General features: G+C 49.9%; 21 protein-coding genes and 1 pseudogene. 19 read left to right on the plus strand and 3 right to left on the minus strand.

The window, feature by feature from the left end:
- Window positions 1–11 precede the first annotated feature (11 nt).
- The 6 genes from MKX50_RS10275 (at window position 12) to MKX50_RS10300 (ending at window position 4,737) form a co-directional block, all read left to right on the plus strand.
- Window positions 12–710 (plus strand): response regulator transcription factor, encoded by a 699-nt coding sequence (locus MKX50_RS10275; RefSeq protein WP_213588732.1) that lies wholly within the window; start codon window positions 12–14, stop codon window positions 708–710.
- Window positions 707–2,062, plus strand: coding sequence for an ATP-binding protein (locus MKX50_RS10280; RefSeq protein ID WP_213588731.1), 1,356 nt, complete (start codon window positions 707–709; stop codon window positions 2,060–2,062). The genes MKX50_RS10275 and MKX50_RS10280 overlap by 4 nt, the downstream gene beginning before the upstream one ends.
- A 54-nt stretch (window positions 2,063–2,116) precedes the next feature.
- Entirely contained in the window at window positions 2,117–2,638 is a 522-nt protein-coding gene (locus tag MKX50_RS10285) for a PepSY domain-containing protein (RefSeq protein WP_213588730.1), read from the plus strand.
- A 195-nt stretch (window positions 2,639–2,833) separates the two neighbouring features.
- Window positions 2,834–3,031: a DUF5342 family protein gene (locus MKX50_RS10290; protein WP_213588729.1), complete on the plus strand. Its 198-nt coding sequence runs from the start codon at window positions 2,834–2,836 to the stop codon at window positions 3,029–3,031.
- A 194-nt stretch (window positions 3,032–3,225) separates the two neighbouring features.
- On the plus strand, window positions 3,226–3,840 hold the full coding sequence (locus tag MKX50_RS10295) for a M24 family metallopeptidase (RefSeq protein ID WP_213588728.1): 615 nt from the start codon (window positions 3,226–3,228) through the stop codon (window positions 3,838–3,840).
- Between the two features lie 105 nt (window positions 3,841–3,945).
- Window positions 3,946–4,737, plus strand: a complete 792-nt coding sequence (locus MKX50_RS10300) for a lipid II flippase Amj family protein (RefSeq protein ID WP_213588727.1) — start codon at window positions 3,946–3,948, stop codon at window positions 4,735–4,737.
- On the opposite strand, the pseudogene MKX50_RS10305 reads toward MKX50_RS10300, so the two are convergent.
- Both MKX50_RS10305 and MKX50_RS10310 read right to left on the minus strand, forming a co-directional pair.
- Window positions 4,737–4,907 (minus strand): annotated as a pseudogene (locus tag MKX50_RS10305) (VanZ family protein); the annotation flags it as partial. The gene MKX50_RS10300 and the pseudogene MKX50_RS10305 overlap by 1 nt on opposite strands.
- A 218-nt stretch (window positions 4,908–5,125) precedes the next feature.
- Window positions 5,126–10,051 (minus strand): GDSL-type esterase/lipase family protein, encoded by a 4,926-nt coding sequence (locus tag MKX50_RS10310; RefSeq protein WP_339159531.1) that lies wholly within the window; start codon window positions 10,049–10,051, stop codon window positions 5,126–5,128.
- 415 nt (window positions 10,052–10,466) lie between these two features.
- Here MKX50_RS10310 and MKX50_RS10315 point away from each other — a divergent pair, with 415 nt between their 5' ends.
- Window positions 10,467–10,625, plus strand: a complete 159-nt coding sequence (locus tag MKX50_RS10315) for a hypothetical protein (RefSeq protein WP_213588726.1) — start codon at window positions 10,467–10,469, stop codon at window positions 10,623–10,625.
- A 190-nt stretch (window positions 10,626–10,815) separates the two neighbouring features.
- Window positions 10,816–11,262, plus strand: coding sequence for a GNAT family N-acetyltransferase (locus MKX50_RS10320; protein ID WP_213589419.1), 447 nt, complete (start codon window positions 10,816–10,818; stop codon window positions 11,260–11,262).
- A 147-nt stretch (window positions 11,263–11,409) separates the two neighbouring features.
- On the opposite strand, the gene MKX50_RS10325 is transcribed toward MKX50_RS10320, so the two are convergent.
- Window positions 11,410–12,648 (minus strand): RICIN domain-containing protein, encoded by a 1,239-nt coding sequence (locus tag MKX50_RS10325; RefSeq protein ID WP_155609013.1) that lies wholly within the window; start codon window positions 12,646–12,648, stop codon window positions 11,410–11,412.
- A gap of 548 nt (window positions 12,649–13,196) precedes the next feature.
- Between MKX50_RS10325 and MKX50_RS10330 the strand changes: the two genes are divergently transcribed.
- The 11 genes from MKX50_RS10330 (at window position 13,197) to MKX50_RS10380 (ending at window position 25,340) form a co-directional block, all read left to right on the plus strand.
- Window positions 13,197–14,195 (plus strand): LCP family protein, encoded by a 999-nt coding sequence (locus tag MKX50_RS10330; protein WP_339159534.1) that lies wholly within the window; start codon window positions 13,197–13,199, stop codon window positions 14,193–14,195.
- Window positions 14,196–14,213: 18 nt separating this feature from the next.
- A complete protein-coding gene (ftsW, locus tag MKX50_RS10335) occupies window positions 14,214–15,335 on the plus strand; it encodes a putative lipid II flippase FtsW (protein WP_213588724.1) in 1,122 nt (373 codons plus the stop codon).
- A 155-nt stretch (window positions 15,336–15,490) separates the two neighbouring features.
- The gene (locus tag MKX50_RS10340; RefSeq protein ID WP_339159537.1) at window positions 15,491–16,249 is read left to right on the plus strand and encodes a class I SAM-dependent methyltransferase; all 759 of its coding nucleotides are present in this window, start codon (window positions 15,491–15,493) and stop codon (window positions 16,247–16,249) included.
- A 29-nt stretch (window positions 16,250–16,278) separates the two neighbouring features.
- Window positions 16,279–16,989 (plus strand): class I SAM-dependent methyltransferase, encoded by a 711-nt coding sequence (locus MKX50_RS10345; protein WP_213588722.1) that lies wholly within the window; start codon window positions 16,279–16,281, stop codon window positions 16,987–16,989.
- 2 nt (window positions 16,990–16,991) lie between these two features.
- On the plus strand, window positions 16,992–18,023 hold the full coding sequence (locus MKX50_RS10350) for a serine hydrolase domain-containing protein (RefSeq protein WP_339159539.1): 1,032 nt from the start codon (window positions 16,992–16,994) through the stop codon (window positions 18,021–18,023).
- Between the two features lie 232 nt (window positions 18,024–18,255).
- Window positions 18,256–19,482, plus strand: a complete 1,227-nt coding sequence (locus tag MKX50_RS10355; protein ID WP_213588721.1) for an AraC family transcriptional regulator — start codon at window positions 18,256–18,258, stop codon at window positions 19,480–19,482.
- A 99-nt stretch (window positions 19,483–19,581) separates the two neighbouring features.
- Window positions 19,582–20,556, plus strand: coding sequence for an ABC transporter substrate-binding protein (locus tag MKX50_RS10360; RefSeq protein WP_339160075.1), 975 nt, complete (start codon window positions 19,582–19,584; stop codon window positions 20,554–20,556).
- 26 nt (window positions 20,557–20,582) lie between these two features.
- Window positions 20,583–21,395: an alpha/beta hydrolase-fold protein gene (locus MKX50_RS10365; RefSeq protein WP_213588720.1), complete on the plus strand. Its 813-nt coding sequence runs from the start codon at window positions 20,583–20,585 to the stop codon at window positions 21,393–21,395.
- Window positions 21,396–21,515: 120 nt separating this feature from the next.
- Window positions 21,516–22,301, plus strand: a complete 786-nt coding sequence (locus MKX50_RS10370; RefSeq protein ID WP_339159543.1) for a 2,3-dihydro-2,3-dihydroxybenzoate dehydrogenase — start codon at window positions 21,516–21,518, stop codon at window positions 22,299–22,301.
- Between the two features lie 25 nt (window positions 22,302–22,326).
- The gene (gene dhbC, locus MKX50_RS10375; RefSeq protein ID WP_213588718.1) at window positions 22,327–23,655 is read left to right on the plus strand and encodes an isochorismate synthase DhbC; all 1,329 of its coding nucleotides are present in this window, start codon (window positions 22,327–22,329) and stop codon (window positions 23,653–23,655) included.
- The gene (locus MKX50_RS10380; RefSeq protein ID WP_213588717.1) at window positions 23,655–25,340 is read left to right on the plus strand and encodes a (2,3-dihydroxybenzoyl)adenylate synthase; all 1,686 of its coding nucleotides are present in this window, start codon (window positions 23,655–23,657) and stop codon (window positions 25,338–25,340) included. Before dhbC ends, MKX50_RS10380 begins: the two co-directional genes overlap by 1 nt.
- Window positions 25,341–25,412 lie beyond the last annotated feature (72 nt).

The raw sequence follows: 25,412 nt of genomic DNA on the forward strand, positions 1-25,412 counted from the left end.
GAGGGATACCATTGGAAAAGAATCATATTCTGATTGTTGAAGATGAAGAGAAAATCGCCCGATTACTGGAACTAGAGTTAACGTATGAGGGATATCAAATCGGAAAAGCAAATGATGGTATTGAAGGCTTGCGGATGTTCCGTGAACATCCTTGGGATCTAGTGCTGTTGGATGTCATGCTTCCTGGAGTCAGCGGGATTGAGGTGCTTCGCCGCATTCGGTCAGGGGACCAGAGTACTCCGGTTATTTTGCTGACGGCTAAAGATTCCGTTGAGGACAAGGTATCCGGCTTGGATTTAGGCGCAAACGATTATATAACGAAACCGTTTCAAATTGAGGAAGTATTAGCGCGAATCCGGGCAACATTACGGCTGCACCATAAACAAGATCACGTAGACTTAGATCAAGAATGGCTTCAGGTTGCTGATTTAAAAATGAGCGAAGTGACAAGGGAAGTCATAAGGGGCGAGGATTCCATTGAATTGACTCCACGTGAATTTGATCTGCTCGTTTTTTTGATGAAGAACTACCGCCAAGTGCTTAGCAGAGAGCAGCTCCTAAATGGGGTCTGGGGTTATGATTACTATGGCGATACGAATATTGTTGATGTTTATATCCGCTATTTACGCAATAAAATCGACAAGCCCTATGATCTCGCATTAATTCATACCGTTCGGGGCGTAGGTTATGTGCTGAGGGATTCGCGATGAAGCTTAGAAGTAAAATTAATCTGTACACTACCGTTGTTTTTATTTGCCTGCTCATCCTGATCAATGGTGCCATCTATTTCACATTTAGCCGCATGATGTATAGCCATGAATTAGATCGGGCTCAGGAGGAAGCGGTAAAAACGAGCAAGGGAATTCAAGCGGGCTCATCGATTCTTCCAAGTGCATTGCTGCGGGCTTACGTGCCGATAAATGGCATGCTTCGGGTTGTGAAGCCAGATGGTACACCAATTGCTTCGGTGACAGCTGCAGATCAGCAGGAACTTCTTGAACTTCCGATTACATATCACCGTGGAGAGCTCCGCAAAATCATCAAATTTAAAGGAGTGCCGTATGCGTTCATTTCGATGCCTGCGATTTGGACTGCCGGTGAAGTGACTGAACTACAAATCACTGAAAATCTCCAGTCTACAGCAGCGATATTAAAAACACTCCAGGCCGTACTCCTTATTGTTACCTTGGCAGCTACAGTTCCTGTTCTATTATCCATTCGGTTACTGAGTAACTTTATTATCCAGCCCATTTCCTCCATGATCCTTACGATGCGGGAAATACAGCAAAGCGGTCAGTTCAAACGAATTCCTCTTCCCAAACAATCCAAGGATGAACTCTATCAATTAGGAGATACCTTCAATGATATGATGGATCTGCTGGAGGCGAATTATGAGAAGCAGGAACAGTTTGTTGCAGACGCTTCACATGAGTTAAAAACACCGCTAACCGTGATTGAAGCATATGCCAGTCTTTTGAAGCGCAGAGGGAACAAGGATCCAAAGCTGTTCGAAGAATCCATAGAAGCCATACATTCCGAAGCGAAACGTATGATCGACATGACGCAGCAATTGCTAATGCATGCCAGACTGGATGAGAAGTGGAAGGTGGAGATCAAGGACATTTCCTTGCCAGAGTTGATCGAAGCTTCAGTTCGTTCGTTCCGGCAAGGGTATAAGCGGGAAATTTTTTTGGATTTACAATTTGCCGCTATGGTAAGAACGGACCCGCAAAAACTAAAACAATTATTATATATCCTCCTGGATAATGCACATAAATATAGCGAAGCACCTATCCAAGTCATCGTAAGGACAGAACAAGGCAAGGCTCTCATTGAAATTATCGATAGAGGGATCGGTATCCCATCTGCTGAGATGGATAAAGTGTTCGATCGCTTGTATCGGGTAGATAAGGCGAGAACAAGAAGGACTGGCGGATTTGGCCTTGGTCTGCCGCTGGCAAAGGATATTGCAGCCGCAATAGGTGCTGAACTCCGGTTAGACAGTGTTGAAGGTCAAGGTACAACAGCTCAGGTTCGGCTTGATATAGTGAATTCTCTATAAATACTCAGTAAATTCTCAGAGTCACCGTGTAATATTGTTCCCGAGGTGAGATGAATGAGACGAAGTAAATGGAAAAAAATCAGTATTGCTGTAGGAGTGTTGATCCTTTTGGCTCTAGCGTGCTTTCAGTTTGGGAATGTGCTGTCATTGGCCAGTCCTGTATCGGCGGATGAAGCCCGTAAGCTGGTTCAGGAAAAGTATAACGGTAATATTGTTAACGTAACCCAGCGTGATAATAAATATGAAATTACGCTTGAACTGGATACGGGAACATATGTGTTAGAGGTGAATCGAACGACTGGGGGGATTGAAAACCTCACACGAACTAGTCAAAATCATTTGCCAAATTCCAACGAGGAGACAGGAGCCCCCAATAAAGATCAGATTCTGACGAAGGAGGATGCTGCTCGAATCGCTTTACAAAAAGTAAATGGCACGGTAGATGATATTGATCTAGAGCAGTCAGATGGCTTAACTTATTTCCTTGTTGAAGTTGAACGGGAACATACCAAGGATGCGATCGTCCAAATCAATGCCATCTCTGGTGAAGTGATGTCGATTACCTGGGAAGATTAGATGGCCTGAAGCTGCATGCAAATGCCCTTCATCCTAGCGCTTAGAGCTAGTTGAAGGGCATTTTTTAATTTAAATGAGGCAACCGCTCAGCGCTTTCTCATCAATTTCTCAGTTTGTTTTTACGATTATGCTCATTTTCAGAGCTTAAGATATAAGTATCTTCTGAGAGAACATAATAGATTAGGAGGAACTCAAATGTTAAACAATATTAGAATAAAATCCATGTTTAAAAACCAAGTTCATGAACGTAAACAATTTACGCTGCAGTTTAAAGGAAATAGCTATCAAGGGATTTTTCATGAGGGGAAAATTCAGTGGTTTAATCCGCAACCGCAACAAAAGGTAAAAGAAGTTGAATCTAAGGTTCATGAACTGTTGTCAAATCACATTTAAAATCATAGTGAATCGATGTATAATCATGGAAGCAGCCTAAACAACAATGCCTCAGCCTAGAAGATCAGGTTGGGGCTTTTTTGTATACAGTGTAATCATGTAATTACAGCTGCGAGGTGGCCATCCTCACAATAAGGGAACTTTCATAGAGTTATGCATGAAAGAGTATGGAACGATGTAAAGGAATGATGATCATGGACGTTCAAGAACTGGCGATAAAAGCGTGTCAAATGTCGAAGCAATATTTAATACCCGGAATATCCGAGAAAGAATTTGCGGCCAAGTGTGAAGAGATCATGTTCTCTTTAGGTGCAGAGGAACTCTGGTATCCTATGCTTGTCAATTTTAATGCTAACACGGTTTATTGTACGAGGGGAAAGCACCTGCCTTCTGAAGAAGTGATATTGAAGGATAACGATATCGTTTTAGTTGATTTCAGCCCTATGGCTCAGGGAAGATGGGGGGACTACTCCGAGACAGTTATTGTTGGGTATAGTGAGCAGTTTAGTCGATTAGTAGCTGATGCCATGGATATTTTTCAATCGACGTATGCATTTTCGAGACAATCTGATACAATTGGGGAACTTTTTAGATTCTCCAAACACTTAATACAGTCAAAAGGGTACCAACTCTTAGATCCCGGCGGGAATATCGGTCATTCGATTGAGGATTTTGATAACCAGGATAGGCGTATATACATAAGCCTGGAGAATGAGCATGTCAACCTGAGGGGGAAAAAGTGGGCCATTGAGCCGCACATCGGTAAGGATGGATTCGGAGCAAAATTTGAGAACGTGATTCATTTATAATTCGGACCAAATAAAATAGAGGGATGCAATAATAAACTATTCCTTGCTTATGATCCTGATTCGGCAAGGGATTGGCAATGGAATCACAAATCAGGGAGACTAATAATGATCAATTACTTAATAACCAGCTTTTTTCTAACCATGATTATTCATACCGCGGAAACGTTGTCTTATTCTTTAAGGTATGCCGGAGTGAAAATAAACAAAATTGCCGTTGCATTGTCCTTAACGGGTATTATGGTGCTGGTCTCAAGAACGGCAAACTTGATTCAAGCGCCATTAACTGCGAAGTTTATTGATTTTGCCAGGACTGATCCATCATTTAATGTGCTCTATAATCTTAGAATCATCTTGATCGCAGCTTCGGTCGGGACATTTATAGCCATTGTTCTCTTTCCTACGTTTGTGAATATCTGGGCGAGAGTGATCTCGAAGCTGGAGCTTGCGGGTTCGCTGCCGCGGCTCATTTCCAGTGTTACGGTAGCTCAGCTGCGGAATACAAAGCGTTATATCGCTAAACCAACGTTTCGTTTACAGGAGTTTCGCTATTTGGGTGTTTCCAAGCGATTTATATTCTTAAATATTATCGTAACGGCAATTTACACCGTGGGCGTGCTCTCCTCCTTGTATGCGGCCCACCTGGTACCTGAATTAAGCACGATGGCGTCGCAATCCTCCGGTTTGATTAATGGAATCGCGACGATCCTGTTAACTATATTCATAGACCCCCAGGTAGGATTGATCACGGATCGGGCCCTTAACCAGGAAGAGTATAAAGAGCAGCTGGGGAAAATATACATGCTGCTGATGACATCGCGTTTCTTAGGGACGTTGGCTGCGCAAACATTACTCCTTCCAGCATCCTATTTTATATGCAAGGTCATTCAAATCATTTAGCAAGCGTTCATTAAATACAGCAGAAATAAATATTTAATGACACCCCTGAATTTATTGATGTAGCCATGCTTGCGATACTGCACAATGAGAAACGGCAGCGTAAATAAGAACGCGGCAAAAGGGAAGGCTAAAAAAGCGTACTTGATCGGAAACAGATAGGATTGAAGCATAAGACAACTGCCAATGATGTAATTTAGAATTACGATTTGTACGAATATCATCTCCTGCCAGCTTGTATAATATTTAGCTTTTTAGTAACAACTTCAACGATAAAAACGGGGCTGTCCGAAATTGAATTCATTCATTCGGAACAGCCCCATCTCTTTGGAATCACAAGGACAATGCATTAGTGCCGCTTGGCTTTTGATAGAGAATATGCCTGTCGGCTTTATTTCACAGTAACTGTTAAAATATCGCTTTTCGTGATACCGCTGCTGTTTTCCAGTTCTACCTGGTACTTATATTCACCGGCAGTTTTGCCTTCGATCATAGTCACCGCATATTGTGCGTGCGGAGTAGTAGCGATGAGATCCTGGGTATCAATAAGAACGCCGTTCTCGTACAGGCGATAGACGGTGGCGTTCGTGCCCCACCATAAATTCATCGTCAGCTGATAGCTGCCGTCGCCGTCCCAATTATCGTCAGACAGTACCGGTTTGGCCGGGGCAGCATGTTTAACGGTAACGGTTCGGGCTTCACAGGCGGTCGTGCCAAATTTATTGATGAGTTCGCAGGTATAGGTATAGGTATAGGTGCCGTTCGGCCGCCCCGTAATTTCCGTAGAAGCTATCTGTGCGGAGGGAGAATCGTCCGCCAGCTTCTGCGTATCGATCAGCTGCCCGTTCTCGTAGAGCTTATACTCGCTGCCGTTATTACCCCACCACATGTTCATGGTAATGGTATAGTCGCCGTCTAGCAGGCCAGTGTCGTATCCGTTATTATCGGTTAATGCCGGCTTGCCTGGAGCCCCAGTAGCTTTAATCGGCTCCTCCGGTTCATTAGGCGCCCCTACATAAGTGATCAGCGGGGCTTTAGGCTGCTCCATGCCTTCGCCCAGGAAGAAGCCCGGATGCGGCGGCTGGTTGTAGCCAACGTTCTGCCAGGCGACCGCGAGGCGGTATACTGGATCATGCATCAAAGTACGAAGCTTGTATTCCGTCGGATCTACGGTGGTGTAGACGCGAAGCTCCGTACTATCTTCGGATCGCCAGATGACCTCTTCCCGCCAGTCGCCGAACAGATCGGCCTGCAGCGCCGGATTTCCTTTCGTGTAGTTGTTGGATAAGGTGCCTTCAGCCGTCAGCAGGTTCATGGTCGTTTTATTTTGGTAATCCCATTTATCGATCGTACCTGTACCCGTCTTCGTTTCGGTATTCCATTTGTGGTCGAGCAGCTCGCGCAGCAGGTCGCCGTCCCACCAAATTGCAAAGTTGGCGGAGGACGGGATTTTCTCGCTAATTAACTCGCCTCGTGCGCTATAGAGGCCCGTAATCGGAATATGCTCCTCATTCGTAATTGTCGACGCCCATGCTTCCTCTCCTGGATAATTCGGATCGATATCGGCAGTCATGCCTCTACCTGTATCCTTGCCCGTAAATACGCCCCAGAGGATTTCGCCGGTGGCTGCATCATGCATCTCCAGTCCGAACTTGGCGCCCGTGCTCTCATGAACCCCGAATACCTCAAGTCCAGGGCGGGTCGGGTCAAGATCTCCGAAGTGCAGGGCATCGCCATGGCCAAGCTCCGTGCTGTACAGAATCTGGCCATCATCATCAATCGTAATGGCGCCAAAAATGATTTCATCCTTGCCGTCATTGTCCACATCGCCGACCGACAGATTGTGGTTGCCTTGGCCGACATAGCTTCCGTTGCCTTCATCATTCGTATCAAAACGCCATTGCTTCGTTAACTGGCCATCCTTGAAGCTGTATGCAACCAGAACGGTACGGGTATAGTAGCCCCGGCTGAAAATAACACTCGGATGCTCTCCGTCCAAATAGGCCACAGCGGCCAGGAAGCGGTCAACCCGGTTGCCGTACGTGTCGCCCCATGCCCCCACATCTCCGCGCGGCGGGTCATAGGGGACGGTAGACAATTCAGCGCCGGTCTCGCCGTCAAATACGGTGAGGAACTCGTCGCCGAGAAGTACGTAGCCTGTGCTGTTCCGGTGATCCTTAGAGGCGTCGCCGATGATCTTGCCTTGGCCGTCGACCGTTCCGTCAGCCGTCTTCAGTACGACTTCAGCTTTGCCGTCCCCGTCCAGGTCGTATACTAGGAACGGGGAATAATGAGCTCCGGCCCGAATGTTATGACCAAGATTAATGCGCCACAGCTGCGTTCCATCCAGCTTGTATGCATCCAAATAGACGTTTCCGGTATAGCCGCTCTGCGAATTATCCTTGGCATTGGAAGGCGACCACATCAGGACGATTTCATAAGCACCGTCCCCATCCAGATCGCCGATGCTGGCATCGTTGGCAGTGTACGTATAAGGCTGGCCGTCCTTCGTATAAGCATCAGCCGGTTTTTGCAGCGGAATTGACAGATACTGCTGCTGCCATACGCCGAACTCATCGGTGGCATCCTTTTCATTACCGCCGGTGACCGTCGTTATTATATATTTGGAATGTTCCTTTCCCTGCATATCCACGAAATTCGTGCTGCTTGCGATCGGCTCTTTGTTTACTTTGATGCCGTCGCGATAAATGTTGAATGCGATATTGTCCGGATCCAGTCCAAGCATTCTCCACCCGATGTAGTTGCCGTCCTTCGTCTTTACCGCCACAGGAGCCCGGTCCAAATACTCCATCTCGCGGTACAAAGTCGTTACCGCCTCGGTCTCAAGCATTTCCGACATCCCGGAGATACCTCCAGCATTAACTGATGCAACTTTATAGTAATAAGGGATGGTCGTAAGCACGGCCGGGTCCGTGTAAGAGTTTGTTTTAGTTTTCCCAGTAAGCGTGTATTCGCCGTCCGGTCTGGTTGAGCGATAGACATTATAGAACCGGGCCTCTTTCACGGTATCCCAGGCGATGGTCACATCATTTTTATGGATCGCCTGAACGGTAAGTGCAGCAGGCACCGGAGCCAGCGGCTGGCTGGGATCGATCATGGTTACAGTTATTCCGTTCGATGGCACGGATTCAAATCCGCCATGGTCCATTGAAGTTACGCTATAAACATAGGTCAAGCCTACATCCGCCGTTGTATCGGTAAATGAGGTGTCGGTCGTTTCCCCGATCAGCTCGGGATGGGCAGATCCTTCGGTTTGGCGGTAAACCAGGTATTTAGCCGTATCTGTTGCGCTTGCCAGCCAGGTTAGCTTGGCGGTGACCGGATCGTTCGCCAGCTGCAGCTCATCCAACTGGAGCGAATCCGGCGCAAGCAGTATAGGCGTGATCTCCAGACCGTTGAGATGAGCCGTTTGTCCGCTGAAGACGAGATTCATTTGCCCGTCGGTCACTGCAATCTGATGGAAGACCTTCTCGGCGATATTTTCTTTGCCGGAGGAGACGGTGCCATAATCTTTTCCTTCGATATTGACATTGGTTCTTGTCGAGCCGATCCAATCTCCGGTATATGTTTTGACGGAGTAGGAGCCGTTCGGCACATCGACCTTGAATTCATAGCTTCCGCCAAAATAAATGACGAAATCCCGGCGCAGGGCATCGGTTGCACTTCCGCGATCCCGATCGTCCATGCCTGCACTTGAAGTTAGCCCGTAACCAAGCTCTGGCGTATACAGCGTTTGGCGAGTTACCTCTGTATAGCCTTCGGCTACCGGGGCACCAACTGGACCGAAATCGTACTTATATTGGGCAGATTTCGTTCCAATGCGGATTTCATCTGAGGGCTCGGATTCTCCTCGCCCATTAACGGCGGTAACGCGAACGGTATAGCCAGTCCCCTCTGTCATGCCGCTGATCGTAATAGAGGGAATGGTGGAGGTACCGATCATCTTGTAGGCTGATTCCGGCTCCGTGGCCAGCTTGCGGTAAACCTTGTAGATTTCTGCAGTTTCAACCGCGTTCCATTTCAGGACCGCACCTGCATTGCTAATGCTGCCCGCTGTCAGCCCCTGCGGTTTGGCCGGCACATGATCAGGCTGCGCGATCTCTTTTACATATTCCGAAAGCGGCATGAATCCAAGCTGCTGTATTCCGCTAGCAACAAGTCTGGCGATTTGGATTGCGCCGTATTCCTGGAAGTGGGTGTCGTCTGCGGAACCGTTAGGGAAGGCCTGGTAGACGCCTGGATCAACGTGCAGGAAAACGGAACGCGCGGCTTCCGGACCAATGGAGTCGTAGTATGCAACACTTGACGCGCTTAAGTCGACGAGCTCCACATCAAGCTCATGTGCAACTTCCTTCATCGATTTCACGTATTCCGGGAAGCTGACATTGAACTTGCCTGTAGCTGCATTGAAATCCCTCCGGCCGACAGGGGTAATCAAGATAGGCGTAGCCCCGCGCTGTCTCGCGCCAAGAACATAGGATTTCAGATAGGTTTTGAAATCCTCGGGCGAGGTATAACGCTCCGGTCGGCTAATCGTTGCGTCGTTATGGCCAAATTGGACAAGCAAATAATCGCCGGGTTTGATGACCCGCAATATTTCATCCAGCCTGCCCTCATATACAAAAGACCTTGAGCTGCGGCCGCCGATCGCGCGATTATCGATGAGGACATCGTCTGTAAAATACCGGCCGATCATTTGCCCCCAGCCTGCCTGCGGCTGCCAATAAGGGTCATAGGTCTGAACCGTGGAATCGCTGGCGAGAAAAACGACCGGCCGGTCGCCCGGCTCGCGCTCCGGCTGCTTACGGATGACAAGTGCATTGATATTCGGGGCCGAACCGGTAAAGTCCAAGTTCAACTGTCCATCAATCAAGGCGATATCAAAATCCATCTCCAAAAATTGCCCAGCCAGCTTGGCTGTTGGCTGCACCTTCTGAATCGTCTCCGCTGTGATGGCGATATCCGTCGGTCCGCTCTCGTCGCCCGCGATTAATGAGACCGTGTAGTCGCCACTCGGGAGATCAACTATAAACGCTGTATCTCTAGGAATAGCGAAATCGGATTTCAGCGGGTGGGATGTGCCCCGATCCTGCTCGGAAACCTGGGATGGGTCGGCGAAGCCGTAACCCCGTTCTTGAGAGTAGGGGGTAGCAGCAGTGACCTTCATGTAACCGCTTGCAACTTCACCGGGACCAAAATCAAAGCGAACTTCATCGTTAGCCAGCATGGGAACTGGATCGTCATAGACAGCGCTTGTGACTGTCTCCGGTAAGGGATTGAGGGCTTCAGGCTCCATTGCCTGCGCAATTGACCCGAAGGGGAGTATAGTGCTGAAGAGCATAACCATAATTAAAAAAACAAGGAAAGATTGTTTATGAACATTGCTTTGCATAATTGCCATACCCTCTTTCTAATTAATATAGTAAGTCTCCAGAAAGGTGTAAGCGATTACAAATAAATTAGAAATAACGACAGTTATTTCTTGTCAATAATAATTATCCCCCTTTCACCCGTGATTTTTGAAATATTTGCTAATTACATTTAAGATCATAGCATTTTTATTTGACCATAAAGGTTCACGAAACAGTTATTTTTCCTTGAAAATCAGACTTTTTGGCATATGGGCTGCATTTAGCCGATGCATAAAATGGCTTGCTCATCCGCATCCTACAATTGGACTATATAAGCAAAGAAGGGGGGCAGAATGCGAAATGAGCAAGGAGAAACAAGGCCTTAGCAAATATGAAGTGCAGCGGAATTCGCTGAATAAGATGCCGGTTCCAGACAAGGATAGAGAAGAGTTTGCCAAGGAAATGGTCGAAGACGCCAAAGCGGCGTTTGGGCAAGAACATGCCGACAATAAGGAATAATTTGTCTCGAATCGGGGATATGAAGGGTGCCTTGACGGTTATTTAACCGCAGGCACCCTTGTTGGCGTAGCCATCTTTTTCATGAACGAAGGAAGGAATTGGACATCGGAGCTCCGAATAATAGGGTAAACAGAAGCATGCATATAAGGAGAAATTTGTTGTGGAGTTTACAGTTCAGCTGCTCAAAAATATGAAGGATGCCCCGTTCGAATTATTACTGCTTGCCGATCCCTCTAAACGGAATGTGCAGGAATATTTGCAGAGAGGCCGATGCTATATTGCTGCAAACAGGCTAGAAACGATCGGCGTATTCGTATTGCTATGGACGCGTCCAGGGACAATGGAAATCGTGAATATTGCCGTACGCGAGGAGTATCAGGGCCAGGGTATCGGCAAGCAGCTCGTCTTGCGTGCGATCGGTGAAGCCATAGAACAACATGCGAGGACGGTCGAAATCGGCACGGGAAATTCGAGCTTGAGCCAACTGGGGTTATATCAGAAATGCGGATTCAGAATTACGGGAGTGGATCGTGATTTCTTTATCCGGCATTATGATGAGGCGATCTTTGAGAACGGAATACCGTGCAGGGACATGATCAGGTTAAGTTACGATATACCAGAAACGGAAGGCAGGTAACAAGACAATTGCTAGTTCATAGAATGCCCCGAGGATGAAGCTTGGGGGCCGGTTCAAGTAAATGATCCTATGAATGAAAGAAAGAGAAACCCTTTGGTCGGATGACCCAAGGGTTTCTGGTGTATGCAGCGGCCGCTCAGCCGCCGGTTAATTCACTTTCGTAAACAGCCATTTCTGGGCATCCGTGCCGTTATCAGTCCACTGCTGAACCGCCGCGCCGTCGGCCGCCGATGCGCTGGCCACATCCATGACCAGGCCGCTAGCTTTGGATACCAGCTTATAGTATCCTCCACCGGCATCGACCAGCATCCACCGCTGGGCATTGGTTCCATTATCGGTCCACTGCTGCAGCTGCACGCCGCTAGCGGTACTGGAGCTTGGCACGTCCAGCACTTTGCCGCTATGCATGGCGGTCAGCTTATAATACCCATCTCCCGTGCTTTCTACTTTGAAGCGCTGATTGCTCGCGCTGTAATTGGTCCATTGCTGCATTTTGGCGCCATCCGCTGTGGAGACGTCCACGACATCCAGCACCTTGCCGCTCGCTTTGGAGGTCAGCGTATATACGCCGCCGCTAACGATGTTTGGCGCACTTGCAGCTTGATATACACGTACATAATCGACCAGCATTTGTGCCGGGAATGGCGTTGAAGCATTAGGGCTTCCCGGCCAGTTGCCGCCGACGGCCATATTCAGCAGAATGAAGAACGGCTTCTGGAATTCCTCCGTATTTCCGGTGCCGTTGGCAATATAGAACTCGTTAAATTGGACACCGTCCACAAACCAGCGAATGTAGTTCGGATCCCATTCAATGCTGTACGTATGGAATTGGGAGAAGTCCAAATTTCCCGACGTGCGCCCGTATTCCGCATGGCCATTCGCATCCCAATGCACAGTCCCGTTCACGAAGGAGTTGTTGTTGACCCGTTCCATGATATCGATTTCACCGGATTTAGGCCAACCGACCGTCGTAATGTTGGAGCCAAGCATCCAGAATGCCGGCCACAGGCCTTGTCCGGAAGGAAGCTTGATTCTGGCTTCGACTTTACCGTAGGTAAAGTTCTTCAGGCCTTGGGTTTTGATCCGGGCAGAGGTATAATTCATGCCGCCGTAGGATTCCCTCTGAGCGGTAATGACAAGATTACCTCCCGTCACCTGAAGGTTCTGCGGGCGGTTCGTATAGTACTGCAGTTCATTGTTGCCCCAGCCCCCGCTGCCGGTGCCGATTTCGGCCGTCCAGTTGGCGGAGTTCAGGGAATTGCCGTCAAATTCGTCACTCCATACTAGATTCCAGTTGGGTGCAGCGCTAGTAGTTCCGGTGGGCACGAAAGAAATCAGAAGAGTAAACAGCAGAAAGAGATACAATAATTTCCCGCGTTTCAACATGATTTTTCGCTCCTTTATAGAAGTTAGTCTTGCAGGATTGCTTACACGCTGCGCTTGCGTGCAATACCACTAAACCGGTTTCGATTTATTAAATGATAACGCTATCATTACTTTCCATTATACTGGTAAATTGGTAGTAAATACAACTAAAATCTCTACATTAAGGACGAATATATATTAATATGAGAAAATAAGGCTCAGTAGAGCCGAGGCTAAATGGTTTGCGCGTTCTTACGGACCCTGGCTCAGCTATTTTGCAAAAAAGTCGCTTTTTCTGAACCTAACGGACACAGCGGACCCTATTTTCATATAATCGATGGGTTCAATGTTGATTTTAACTAAATAGCTTCCAGTGTGTCCGTTAGCGCGCTGATTCCGTTTAAAACAGGTAAATAACGAATCTCCTGTCCGTTAGAAATATGGCATTAGCGCTATGCCTGCCTTAGCCGTCTAGAGTCAATCTTAACTTATTCATAACCCTTTCTGTTTATCTTCAGGATAAAATAAGATGCGTTACCGGTATGTTTAAGTTTGGAGGATTTATAGAAATGAGTGACACAGGCAAGTCTCGGAGAAGAAGATGGATATGGATGCTGGGCATCCCTCTGGCGATTATATTACTGCTGGGGATAAGCTATTACGGGTATTCTTTCGTTCATTTTGGACAACAAATTCAGAAGAAGAATGAACAGACGGGCGGGCATGAACAACAACAGCCTGACGAATATGTCCTTCCGGTATGGGAAGGGAAAGAGCGGCTGAACATACTGCTGCTCGGCGGGGACGGGAGACTAGACGAGGATCCCGGGCGTTCGGATACGATCATGGTCGCTTCAATCGATCCTGTCTCGAAGACGGTGCATTTGTTCTCGATTTTGCGGGATACGTATGTCGAGATTCCCGGCCATGGGAAGAATCGCATCAACACCGCGCTTGCTTTTGGCGGGAAAGAAGGGCCGGAACTGGCTAGTCAGGCTGTGGGAGATTTGCTGGGCATCCCGATTCAGTATTACGTTTTTGTGGAGTTTGAAAGCTTCATTCAGCTGATCGATGCGATCGGAGGGGTAGACTTCTATGTTGAAAAAGATATGAAGTATACCGATACGGCGGATAAATCGCATTACCAGATCGATTTGAAGGAAGGGATGCAGCATCTTGACGGGAACAAGGCGCTGCAATATGTGAGGTTCCGTAAAGATGCTCTTTCAGACTATGCACGGACAGAGCGCCAGCGTGAGTTCTTGAAGGCCGTCGCCAAGAAAATGCAAAATGTCACGACCCTCGTGAATCTGCCGCAGATTTTAAATCAAATCGCTCCTTATGTGCAGACGAATATGGATTCTAGGACGATGCTGAAGCTGGCCGGATTATGCTATAAGATCAATCAGGACTCCATCCACTCCAGTCAGCTGCCGCCGCTGGACATGCTGCGGGAAGAGAAGATCAAAGGCGCGTCCGTCATAACCGTAGATCAAAACCGTCTGCAGAAATATGTCGAGGAGCTCTTATCCTCCAGTTCGGCAGCGGCTGAACAGCATGATCAATAAGGACGAGGGGATATCGCTTTGAGTAACATCAAACCAAGAGGCAGACCGGATTTTATTCTGCTTATTCTAACGATTTTGCTCGTGGGCTTTGGGCTCATTATGGTCTTTAGCGCCAGCTCCACTTTGGCTGTTTATAAGCATCAGGAGGCTATGTTTTACATATACAGGCAAGGCTTATTTGCAGCGATCGGTCTGTTCCTTATGCTGTTCTTGATGGGGATTCCTTTTATACGCTGGAAAAAAATCGCGCCGATTCTGCTGCTTTTTACATTGATTCTACTCATTCTGGTGCTGATTATCGGAACTTCGGTCAATGGCGCCAAAAGGTGGATTGTGCTCGGCAGCTTCAATCTCCAGCCGTCCGAGTGGGCGAAGCTCTCCTTGATCCTATACCTAGCGGCACTCATTAGCAATAAGGGCGAGCGAATCAGAGACTTCAAAAAAGGACTTCTGCCGATCCTCGTCGTAGCCGGCATAGTTATCCTATTGGTCATGCTCCAGCCAGACTTCGGCACGATGTCCCTGATTTGCATCATTACGCTGTCCTGCATGATCGTCGGAGGAGCCAATCTGCGCCATATTTTGCTGCTTGGGTTAGGCGCTTTGCCGTTTTTGACCTTTATGGCCATAAGCAAAAGTTATCGCATTCAGCGGCTTACGTCATTTTTAAACCCGCTTGCCGATCCTTCAAATACGGGATATCAAGTCTTGCAGTCGTTTATGGCTTTAGGCCATGGCGGATTGACGGGAACCGGGCTGGGAGGAAGCGTTCAAAAGCTGCAATATTTGCCCGAAGCGCATACCGATTTTATATTTGCCATTATCGGCGAAGAGTTTGGTTTTACCGGCTCTTCCCTGTTTATCGTACTGTTCTTTTGGTTACTGTCTCGGGGATTCCTTATCGCTTTGAAGAGCAAGGATTTATTTGGGTTGATTGCAGGCATGGGCATAGTCATCATGATCTTCACTCAATTTGCGCTTAATGCAGGGGCAGTGGTGGGCATTCTGCCAGTGACCGGCGTGCCGCTTCCTTTTATCAGCTATGGCGGGTCTGCTCTGCTTACAAATATGGCTGCCGTGGGCTTATTACTCAGCATATCCCGCCAGAATAATCGGCTTCTTGCTGAGCAGCAGCTTTGATATATAATAGAAGAAGCTCAAGCCAGATGTATGCCTCAGCCTTAGATAAGAGCGTCTATGGGCTGGGGCTTTTTTATTACAAGCTATTTTTGATTTTGGCGGGGAATAAAGTAGGCACAAATAATGACAGCACAATAACAGATGGGTGTGAGGATATGCTGAACTCTTATGGAGAATTATGCACAGAGGTGTATGAACTGAGCAAGCCTGTGGGATATTCATTTGGCGACATTGAATATTATGCCGAGCGATTGCAAGGAATTTCGGGGAAAATACTAGAGGTAGCCTGCGGGTCAGGCCGAGTTCTGATTCCATTGCTTGAGTCGGGTCTTCAGGTAGAAGGGATAGATAACTCGCCGTATATGCTTGAATCATGCAAGAAGAAATGCGCCGAGCTGGGGATACAGCCCACTTTGTTTGTAGGCGACATGCGACAGTTTCATCTGGAAGATGCTTATGAAGCGATTATGATTCCAGGAGGCTCTTTACAATTAATAGAATCGAGAGAGGATCTCGTCGCTGCGTTGAAATGCTGCTATGAGCACCTGGAAGATGGAGGCGTATTTATTGCGGATATTTTCCTGGAGACGGATTTTGAAATGAATACGGTGAAGACGCGTTTATGGGAAACGGAGAAGGAAGAAATCATTACATTAGAAGAGAAGCGAATCGAGCTAAATTTAATCGAGCAGAGAACGGTGTCGCTCTTAAAGTACGAGAAATGGCAGGATGGGCGTTTGATCCAGTCGGAACTTCAGCGATTTCCTGTGAGATGGTACGGCGTTTATGAGTTTAGCATGATGCTTGAAAAAGCGGGGTTCAGCGACATTGTCATTTCCGGAAATTATGAATATGGCATTGCTCCTCAGCATGCGGATCATATGATTACTTTTGAAGCAAGAAAGAAATTTTAATCTCGATGAAATAGGATGTGAAAAGAGCCATGTCAAATCATGATCAAATTTATTTATCTCAAGCCGCTGCTTATGAAGCGATGATCAGCAGGCAGCCTGATCTATCTGAAATCGTCCGGCAAATCCGGCCTTATAGAAATTTGGACGTGCTTGATTTGGGAGCGGGCTCTGGAAGACTGGCCTCATTTCTCGCCCCCGAAGCCAAAACGCTCATATGCACCGACGCATCCCGGCCTATGCTCGATATTTTGGACCGCAAATTAACAGAGCAGAATTACGTCCGCAATTGGATTACTCTAGAGGCGGATCACAGATCGCTGCCTGTGCCCGACTCCTCCAGAGACATAGTGGTGTCGGGGTGGAGCATTTGTTACCTTGCGAGCTCGAATCAACCGGAATGGGAGGCGCATTTGGAAAGGATCATTGCAGAGCTGCAGCGCGTTCTAAGACCCGACGGGACAATCATTATATTTGAAACGATGGGTACAGGAACGGAAACGCCCGACCCGCCGGAATTCCTGACTTCCTACTATTCCCTGCTGGAGAAGAAGTACGGCTTCCAGCATCAATGGGTCAGGGCGGACTATAGGTTTGCGTCCGTGGAAGAGGCGATCGAGCATACTGAATTTTTCTTTGGCGAGGAGCTGGCCGCGCGGATCAGGAGCAATGGCTGGTCAACCCTGCCGGAATGCGCCGGAGTATGGTGGAAGCAGTTGGGAAGCCTGGATAAGGAGATGTAGAGATGGCTGAATTTATCGCTGCCGAAATTAGCAATTCGATGGGGGAGTTCAATGAGCTGAACTCTTATGTACTGGACATTCAGAAGCAGATAAAATGCACGGCGGCGGCAGTTTTTGTAATACAAGACGACCGTTTGGTCAACGAGTGGTATTCGGGAAGACATAGCGAATCTGCATCTTCCCGAGCGGTAGATGCCCGGACACAGTTTAACGTTGCCTCCGTAAGGAAAACTTATCTTGCTTTTGCGATTAGCCTGCTGATTGAGAAGGGATTGATTCGGCGAATCGATGATGACATAAGCAGTTATGCGAATGTGGCTGCGGAGGCTGTTAAGGGAATAACGATCCGCCATTGCTTGACTCATACGCATGGATTAGAGCTTCAAGAAGGGGAACTGACCCGCTCTTTTTTACCCGGTGAGAACTGGGCTTATAATAACAACGGCATTGCTCTTCTGACGGAGATGGTGAGAGATTTAACGGGCAAGCCGCTCGCCGAGTTTTTGCAGAAGGAATTGTTTGCACCAATTGGACTGGCAGAGACCGGATGGCGGACGGAGTGCCACGAGCATTTGATTTATAATTACTATCAGGACAAAAATAACTGGGTTGGGCCGAACGATAGCCCTGCCGGGGAACAGAGCAACCTTTTTGTAAGCGCTCGCGAACTCGCAATTTGGGGAAATCTGCATCTTAACCAAGGCAAATTCCGGGGAGAGCAAGTTTTTCCGCAATCGATTTTTGACCGGATCACCAGCATACAGACGCCTGCCGCGTTAGCGCCGCATTTGCCGAGGCAGGGTTTCATTTGGTGGCTGCAGAGCGTCACTCCTTTGAATCAAATAGGCGAGAGAGTACCGGCAGGCTCATTCCAGGTTCTGGGGATCACCGGCTGTACTTGTCTAGTAATACCCAAACATAGAGCTGTAGCTGTACGAATGTATAATGCATTAAGCAATCCAGAGGGATATGATTACCTGCAGGATATCCGGCAATTTGGCGATCTGGTGGCGGAAGCTCTACAAGGAAGCTAAAAACCTGAATTCCTGTATTTGGACCAAACATAGTAGTAAATATCCTTATCCATTTACCTTGAGGTGAATGGATATTTTTTTCGTACCAATAACATTAACATGTACCCGATTCCTCAAGGTATGGAAGATCTTCTATTGCCACCGTTGGCAAGGATTGGTTAAAATAGAACGTATGATATTGAGAATCATTTTCAATTGGAAGATGATTCTTTTATTTTAAGGAGGAATTTTTATGGACTCAGATGATTTATTTTCATATACAGTAGGTTCGCTCAGGGATGAACCCAGTGCCAAGAAAGAACTGTCTGAGATAAAGCAATACATGGAAGAACATTTTCACGAGCCGTTAACGATTGCTCAATTGGCCGAGATGGCGAACGTCAGCCCGAAGTATTTCGTCGATCTGTTCAAGAAGAGCTTCGGAAAGAGCGCTATGAAATATTTATCCGAGCTGCGCATCAATCAGGCCAAGCGCTATTTGCTCTCAGGGGAAGGGCAGCTGAGGCTGCGGGATATTGCACAAATGGTAGGATACAGCGATGAATTTTACTTTAGCCGTAAATTTAAAAAAGAGGTGGGCATCTCCCCCTCTGACTACATTAAGCGAGCGAGGCTGCGAATCGCGGCATGTTCTCCTGAGATCGCCGGCTTGCTGCTGGCTCTGGACATTATCCCGGTGGCTGCCCCTCTGGATCCCAAATGGACGGCCTATTATTACAATGATTACCGGATGAAGATTACATCCCATCTACAGCTTTTGGAACCTTACAATCAGTTGGCATTTGCAGCCAATATGGAGAAACTGGCCGGACTTCGTCCTGATGCGATTATCGGAACTGACCTCCTCGCAAGGAGCGAGCAGGCTAAGCTCAGCAGCATCGCGGAGACCTACTTTGTACCTGTGGAGCACTGCGGATGGCGGGAGCAGCTCCGTTTGCTTGCCCGTTTTTTGGAGAGGGAGGAGAAAGCGGAGCAGTGGATCGGGCAGTATGAATTAAAAGTCCAGGCAGCGAGAACCGAGATCAATCGAACGTTAGGCAGTGACAGCATCCTGGTACTGCGAATTTACGGAGATTGCATCCATACGTATTGGAACCGCGGAATACTAGATGTGCTGGCCCGGGACTTGCAAATAGAACTGGCTTGCTCTGCCTCTATGCCAGGCCATCGGCAGCTTACGCTTGAGGAGCTGGAGGCTATTAATCCGAGCTGGATCCTGGCCGTCGTATGTGCGGAGTCCGCTTCCCGTTCCCACTGGCTCTCTCTGCAGCATTCCAGACAGTGGAGGCAATTGCAGGCCGTACAGAACGGCCAAGTGCATCTGATTCCATCTGACCCCTGGTTTGAATACTCGGCGATTTCCGTAAACCGCATGCTGGATGAGGCGCTGCTCATGTTTACAGGAAAATGTCCATACCGTTTGCAGGATACTGTCCATGGTACTAACCAGGGAAGATGATCTATAATCATTCTCAATGATAATCATTATCATGTGAGAGGGGAAGCCAAGTTGAAAGTGAGCACTAGGACAGGAAAGAGAATTAAACCGCATTATTTAATGCTGCTATGCCTTGCGCTGGCAGGAAGCATGCTTGCCGCCTGCGGGACGGATTCCGTCCAAAATGCATCGGGGCAGGTGGGGACAAATCAGGGAGCGGCCGAGGTTCCCCGAACCGGGGGGAATGCTCAGGAGGGGCCGCAGGGCGAGCAAACGTTCAAGGACGATCTCGGCCATGAAATTCAAATATCCGGACAGCCGGAGCGCGTATTTGCGCCCTATCTGGAAGATTCGCTGCTTAAGCTTGGGATCAAGCCGGTAGCGCAATGGTCGAATGGAAATCTGGGCCATAGCTATTTACAGGAGGAGCTGCAGGATGTGCCGAAGCTTGATTTTTCGGGCGGCGCACCGTCTTCGGAGGTGCTGCTCTCATACAATCCAGACCTGATCATCCTGCATACGTCCAACTATGCCGGCGACGGCGTGTATGAGAATTACTCCAAAATCGCGCCAACCTACGTATTCAACAACGCAGCAGGCGACGTAGAGAAATCCCTCGAGACATTGGGACAGCTCGTAGGGAAGACCGAGGAGGCCAAGCAAGCACTGGCGTCTTATCACCAAAAGGTCGGCGAGGCCAAGGCAGCCATTGAGAAGAAAGCAGCCGGCAAAAAAGTAGCGGTTATCCGTTTCGCCGCCAAAGGTGTGAGCGTGATGGGCGGCAATTATTTGTGCGGATACGTCTTGAATCAGCATTTGGGCATCGAAATGACCAAGCTGACCGAGAACGAGAACAGCCTGAATTTATCGCTGGAGATCTTGCCGGAACTGGATGCGGACTATATCTTCGTAATCAATGCCTATGGACAAGGGACAGACCGCATGAAGGAGATGACGGAAAGCAGCATTTGGAAGGGCATTCCTGCCGTACAGCAAGGCCATGTATATGAAGTGAACGATGAATATTGGCTGGGAAGCGGACTCATTGCTTATGAGAAAATTATCGACGATACAGTCAAGCTGATGGCTGAATAACGGAAATAAAGGTGGATCAAGAGGAAATGGCTGACGGCAAACAAATGGTCATTCCCCGTACAGCAGAATGGCTTATGCATTCGCGCGTGGAAGGCCGCAAGTATCGAATTATGGTGAGTATGCCTTCCGAGCCCCCTCCCCCTTCGGGATATCCGGTATTTTACGTGCTGGACGCCAATTCCGTATTCGGCACGATGGCCGAAACCGCACGTCTGCAGGGCAGTTGTCCCCATAACACGGGGGTATTTCCTGCGGTGATCGTAGGGATCGGCTATGACACGGGGGAATTGTTCCCGGCGGAGCGTTATTACGACTACACGCTGGCAACAAGCCAGGACTACCGGTACCGGCCCGACGGAACTCCCCTGCCGAAGCAGGGGGGAGCGGCAGCCTTTTTGCAATTTATCGAGGAAGAGCTGAAACCGGAAATTGGAGCTAAATACGCTATCGACCAAGGCAAACAGACATTATTTGGCCATTCGCTCGGGGGGCTGTTTGCATTATATACGCTGTTTACGCGACCGGCGGCTTTTGCCTGCTACATTGCCGGCAGCCCTTCGTTCCATTGGAACAAAACGCTGATCGGCGAAGCCGAGGAAATGTTCATCAATCGACTGCAGCAGGAGGCTTTGAATGTGAAGGTTCTGCTCGGCGCAGGGGAGCTGGAGTTAAACCATATTTCTCAAAACAGCAAAAATGCCCAAAGGCTGGCGGAACGCCTGTCGATGTACGCCAGTTCAGGGATAACGGCGAGCTTTCAGGAGTTTGAAGGGGAGGGGCATGTAACTGTACTGCCGGCATTAATCAGCCGGGCGTTACAATTTGCATTCCACCCTTAAGTGAAAGGGGATGCGCGCAGATAGAAGCATGAGGGAATGAGGCCGCAAATTGTAGCGGGTTGGGTATAGGTATAGGGCAATGAGGCCAGCAAATTAAAAGTGCAGGGGAGGGCTGATGAGGTGGAATATACGGGGATCAAAGGAAAGGTCGCTTTGGTGACCGGAGCTGCCCAAGGAATCGGCGAGGCTGTTGTCAGGGCGCTGGCGGAGGCTGGAGCGATTATAGCGGCTCTCGATTTGAACGGGGCCGGTGCCGAGGGGGTTGCGGCCGAACTGCGAACCCAAGGGTGCCAGGCTCAGGCGTTCGCAGTGGATGTTGCGGACAGTCTGGCTGTAGAAACGGCTGTCGACCAGGTCGAGCGAGAGCTTGGCCCCGTTGAAATTCTCGTGAATGTAGCTGGTTTGCTGAGAATGGCTAGCATCGAGGAGCTTCGTGATACGGATTGGGAGGCGGTATTTGCGGTGAATGCCAGCGGGGTGTTTCATGTATCCCGTTCCGTCGTGAAACGCATGGCTCCCCGCAAATCCGGCGCAATCGTGACCGTTGGCTCCAATGCAGCCTTAGTGCCGCGCACGCAAATGGCGGCCTACTGCGCCTCCAAGGCAGCAGCGGCCATGTTCACGAAATGCCTGGGTCTGGAGCAGGCCGCCAATCATATTCGCTGCAATATCGTATCACCTGGATCCACCGACACGGCGATGCAGCGGATGTTGTGGAACGGGCAGGATGGGGTCCAGGCGGTCATCGCCGGTTCGCCCGAATCGTACCGCCTCGGCATACCGCTCGGAAGGATCGCCGATCCGGAGGATATTGCCGCTGCGGTGTTGTTTCTGGCGTCTGACCGGTCCCGGCATATTACGATGCTTGATTTATGTATTGACGGAGGGGCAACATTGGGGGTCTAACGAAGGAAAGGGGATGTTGGAGGAAATGGCAAACCATGGAGCTGTATATGCAAACACGGCGGCACAACTGCTCGACGAATACGAGTCGGGATTGTGTTTCTTTTTATCCTCACCAAGACGAACCTTGCTTGCTAAAGGCGAGTGGGCGAGATATTGGGCAGAGCCGGGGGAAGGCTCCCCGCAGGCTCTGTCTGAGCGGGTTCAAGGACTGCTAGCCGCAGCCGGACGCGCCGGCGGCGAGCCGATCGTCGTTGGCGCGATTCCGTTCGATTTGGCGCAGCCGGCTGAGCTCATCGTGCCTTTGTCCACGCAGTGGGCTGGACCTCTAAGCTTTAGCGGAGAGGATCGATACGAGTCTCATAGAGACAGTGCAGCAATCGGGAGGAACAGGATTGACGGAATAACCTCATCCGATTCCGAATACGAGGTCAGCATGCATCCAGATCCTGAGCATTACAAGAAAAATGTCAACGAGGCGCTGGATCGGCTGAACCGGGACACGCTGCAGAAGGTCGTGCTTTCGAGGACGCTGCAGTTGACTTACACTGAGCCGGTCGATATTTCCCGGCTGCTCCGCAACCTGGCCCGCCACAATCCGCAAGGCTATACCTTTGCGGTTAATTTGGGCGGCGGGGATAGTACCTCGTCAGGGAAGGCGTCTGGCAGGGCTAAACCGGATTTAAGGGGAGTCGGAGTACGGACGCTGATCGGGGCCAGCCCGGAGCTGCTCATTACCAAAACGGGACTGAGCATTCGGGCGAATCCGCTGGCAGGCTCCGCACCCCGGAGCGATGATCCGGCTGAGGATGAACGCAGAGCAGCCGCGCTGCTTGCCTCGGCGAAGGACCAGTTCGAGCATCGGCTCGTCGTCGAGGCGGTTGAAGCAGCGCTCCGCCCATATTGCAAGAGCCTGAACGTCCCTGAGGGTCCGTCACTCGTACAAACCGAGACGATGTGGCATCTGTCGACGGACATCTACGGAGAGCTTGCGAGCCCCGGAGCTTCTGTCCTTGATCTTGCGCTGTCTTTGCATCCGACTCCGGCTATATGCGGAACGCCTACCGAGCCGGCTAGGGAAACAATCCGCGAAATAGAGCCGTTTGAGCGAGGCTTCTTCACCGGGATGGTTGGCTGGTGCGATGCTAAGGGAGATGGCGAATGGATCGTCACGATCCGCTGCGCCGAGGCGGAGGGAAGAAGCCTGCGTCTTTATGCCGGAGCGGGAATCGTGGCTGACTCGAGCGCCGAAGCTGAGCTGGCCGAAACGGCGGCAAAGTTCCGCACCTTGCTTTTGGCCATGGGGCTGCATGATCCGCAGTTCGCCTATCGGGGCAGTGTAAAGGAGGGATATTGATGCTTGCTGGATGCCCGACTTGGCCCCAAGAATTTGCTGAGCGTTACCGCCAGGAGGGTTGCTGGCGCGGAGAAACGTTTGGCGAGATGCTGCGGGAACGCGCGAAGGCTTACGGCGAACGGATTGCCATCGTCAGTGGCGAACGCCGTATCAGCTATGCGGAGCTGGACGACCGGACGGACCGCCTTGCAGAAGGATTGCTGGGCATCGGGATTGAACCGCAGGATCGGGTCGTGGTTCAACTGCCGAACATCGCGGAATTTTTTGAAGTGATTTTTGCATTATTCCGAATCGGCGCACTGCCTGTATTCGCCTTGCCGCTGCATCGCAGGCTTGAGATTTCATATATATCCGAGTTTTCCGAAGCGAAAGCTTATATTATAGCCGGCCAGGATGCGGGATTTGACTACCGTGAGCTGGCAAGGGAAGTCATTCGCGAGGTTCCTTCGCTGCGCCATGTTCTGGTCGCCGGTGAAGCGCAGGAGTTCGTAGCGCTGGAGGAGCTTTATGGAGAGCCGAGAGAGCCGAAGATGGGCGGCGAAGCTGAAACTTCCGCGAACAAGCGTGATGAGAACGGGAAGCAGGGCGGCAGGCGGTCCCAGCCGCACCCGGGAGATATCGCTTTCCTTCAACTTTCGGGCGGAACGACGGGACTGCCCAAGCTGATTCCCCGCACGCACGACGACTATATTTATTCGCTCCGCCTTAGCGCGGAAATCTGCGGGCTGAATGATCATAGCGTCTATCTGGCCGTGCTTCCGGCAGCGCATAATTATCCGCTTAGCTCGCCGGGCGTGCTGGGCACGTTATACGCCGGGGGCCGCGTCGTGCTCGCCCGGGGGGCCAGCCCGGACGAGGCCTTCCCATTGCTGCTCCGCGAGCGGGTCACGATTACCGCGCTGGTGCCGCCCCTTGCTCTCATATGGCTTGATGCGGCGGAACGGCAGCGTATCGAATTCCCTCATTTGCAGGTGCTCCAGGTCGGCGGCGCGAAGTTCAGCGCCGAGGCGGCCGCGCGCGTGAAGCCGACCTTGGGCTGCCAGCTGCAGCAGGTATTCGGCATGGCCGAGGGGCTCGTCAATTATACGAGGCTGGATGACCCCGACGAGGTCATCGTGCATACCCAAGGCCGGCCGATGTCGCCCTGGGACGAAGTCCGCGTCGTCGATGACGAGGATAATGAGGTGCCGCCTGGCGAGGCCGGCCATCTGCTTACCCGCGGCCCGTATACGATTCGCGGCTATTACAGAGCGGAGGAGCATAATGCGAAAGCCTTCACAAGCGACGGCTTCTACCGTACGGGTGACATTGTCCGGATCAATTCAGATGGCCACCTCATCGTAGAGGGACGCGACAAAGACCAAATCAACCGGGGAGGGGAAAAGATTGCCGCCGAGGAGGTCGAGAACCAGCTTCTCGCCCATCCGGGGGTACATGATGCCGCCGTGGTGGCCATGCCGGACGAATATTTGGGCGAGCGCACCTGTGCTTTCGTCATACCGCACCCAGCTGCAGACACGCCTTTGTCGGGCGTGCAGATCAAGGCTTTTTTACGTGGACGCGGTCTCGCTGCCTTTAAAATTCCCGATCGGATCGAATTCATCGATTCTTTTCCGAAGACGAAGGTCGGCAAAGTCAGCAAAAAAGCGCTGCGCGAGCTAATAGCAGAGAAGCAGCGCGGATGAACGGCTCATCTTCAAGATGAACGTTCTTCTGGATCAATGTCGTTTCGGTCATTCGATAAAATCAACGTCGAA

It is taken from the genome of Paenibacillus sp. FSL W8-0186 (assembly GCF_037969765.1).
Lineage (GTDB): Bacteria > Bacillota > Bacilli > Paenibacillales > Paenibacillaceae > Fontibacillus > Fontibacillus woosongensis.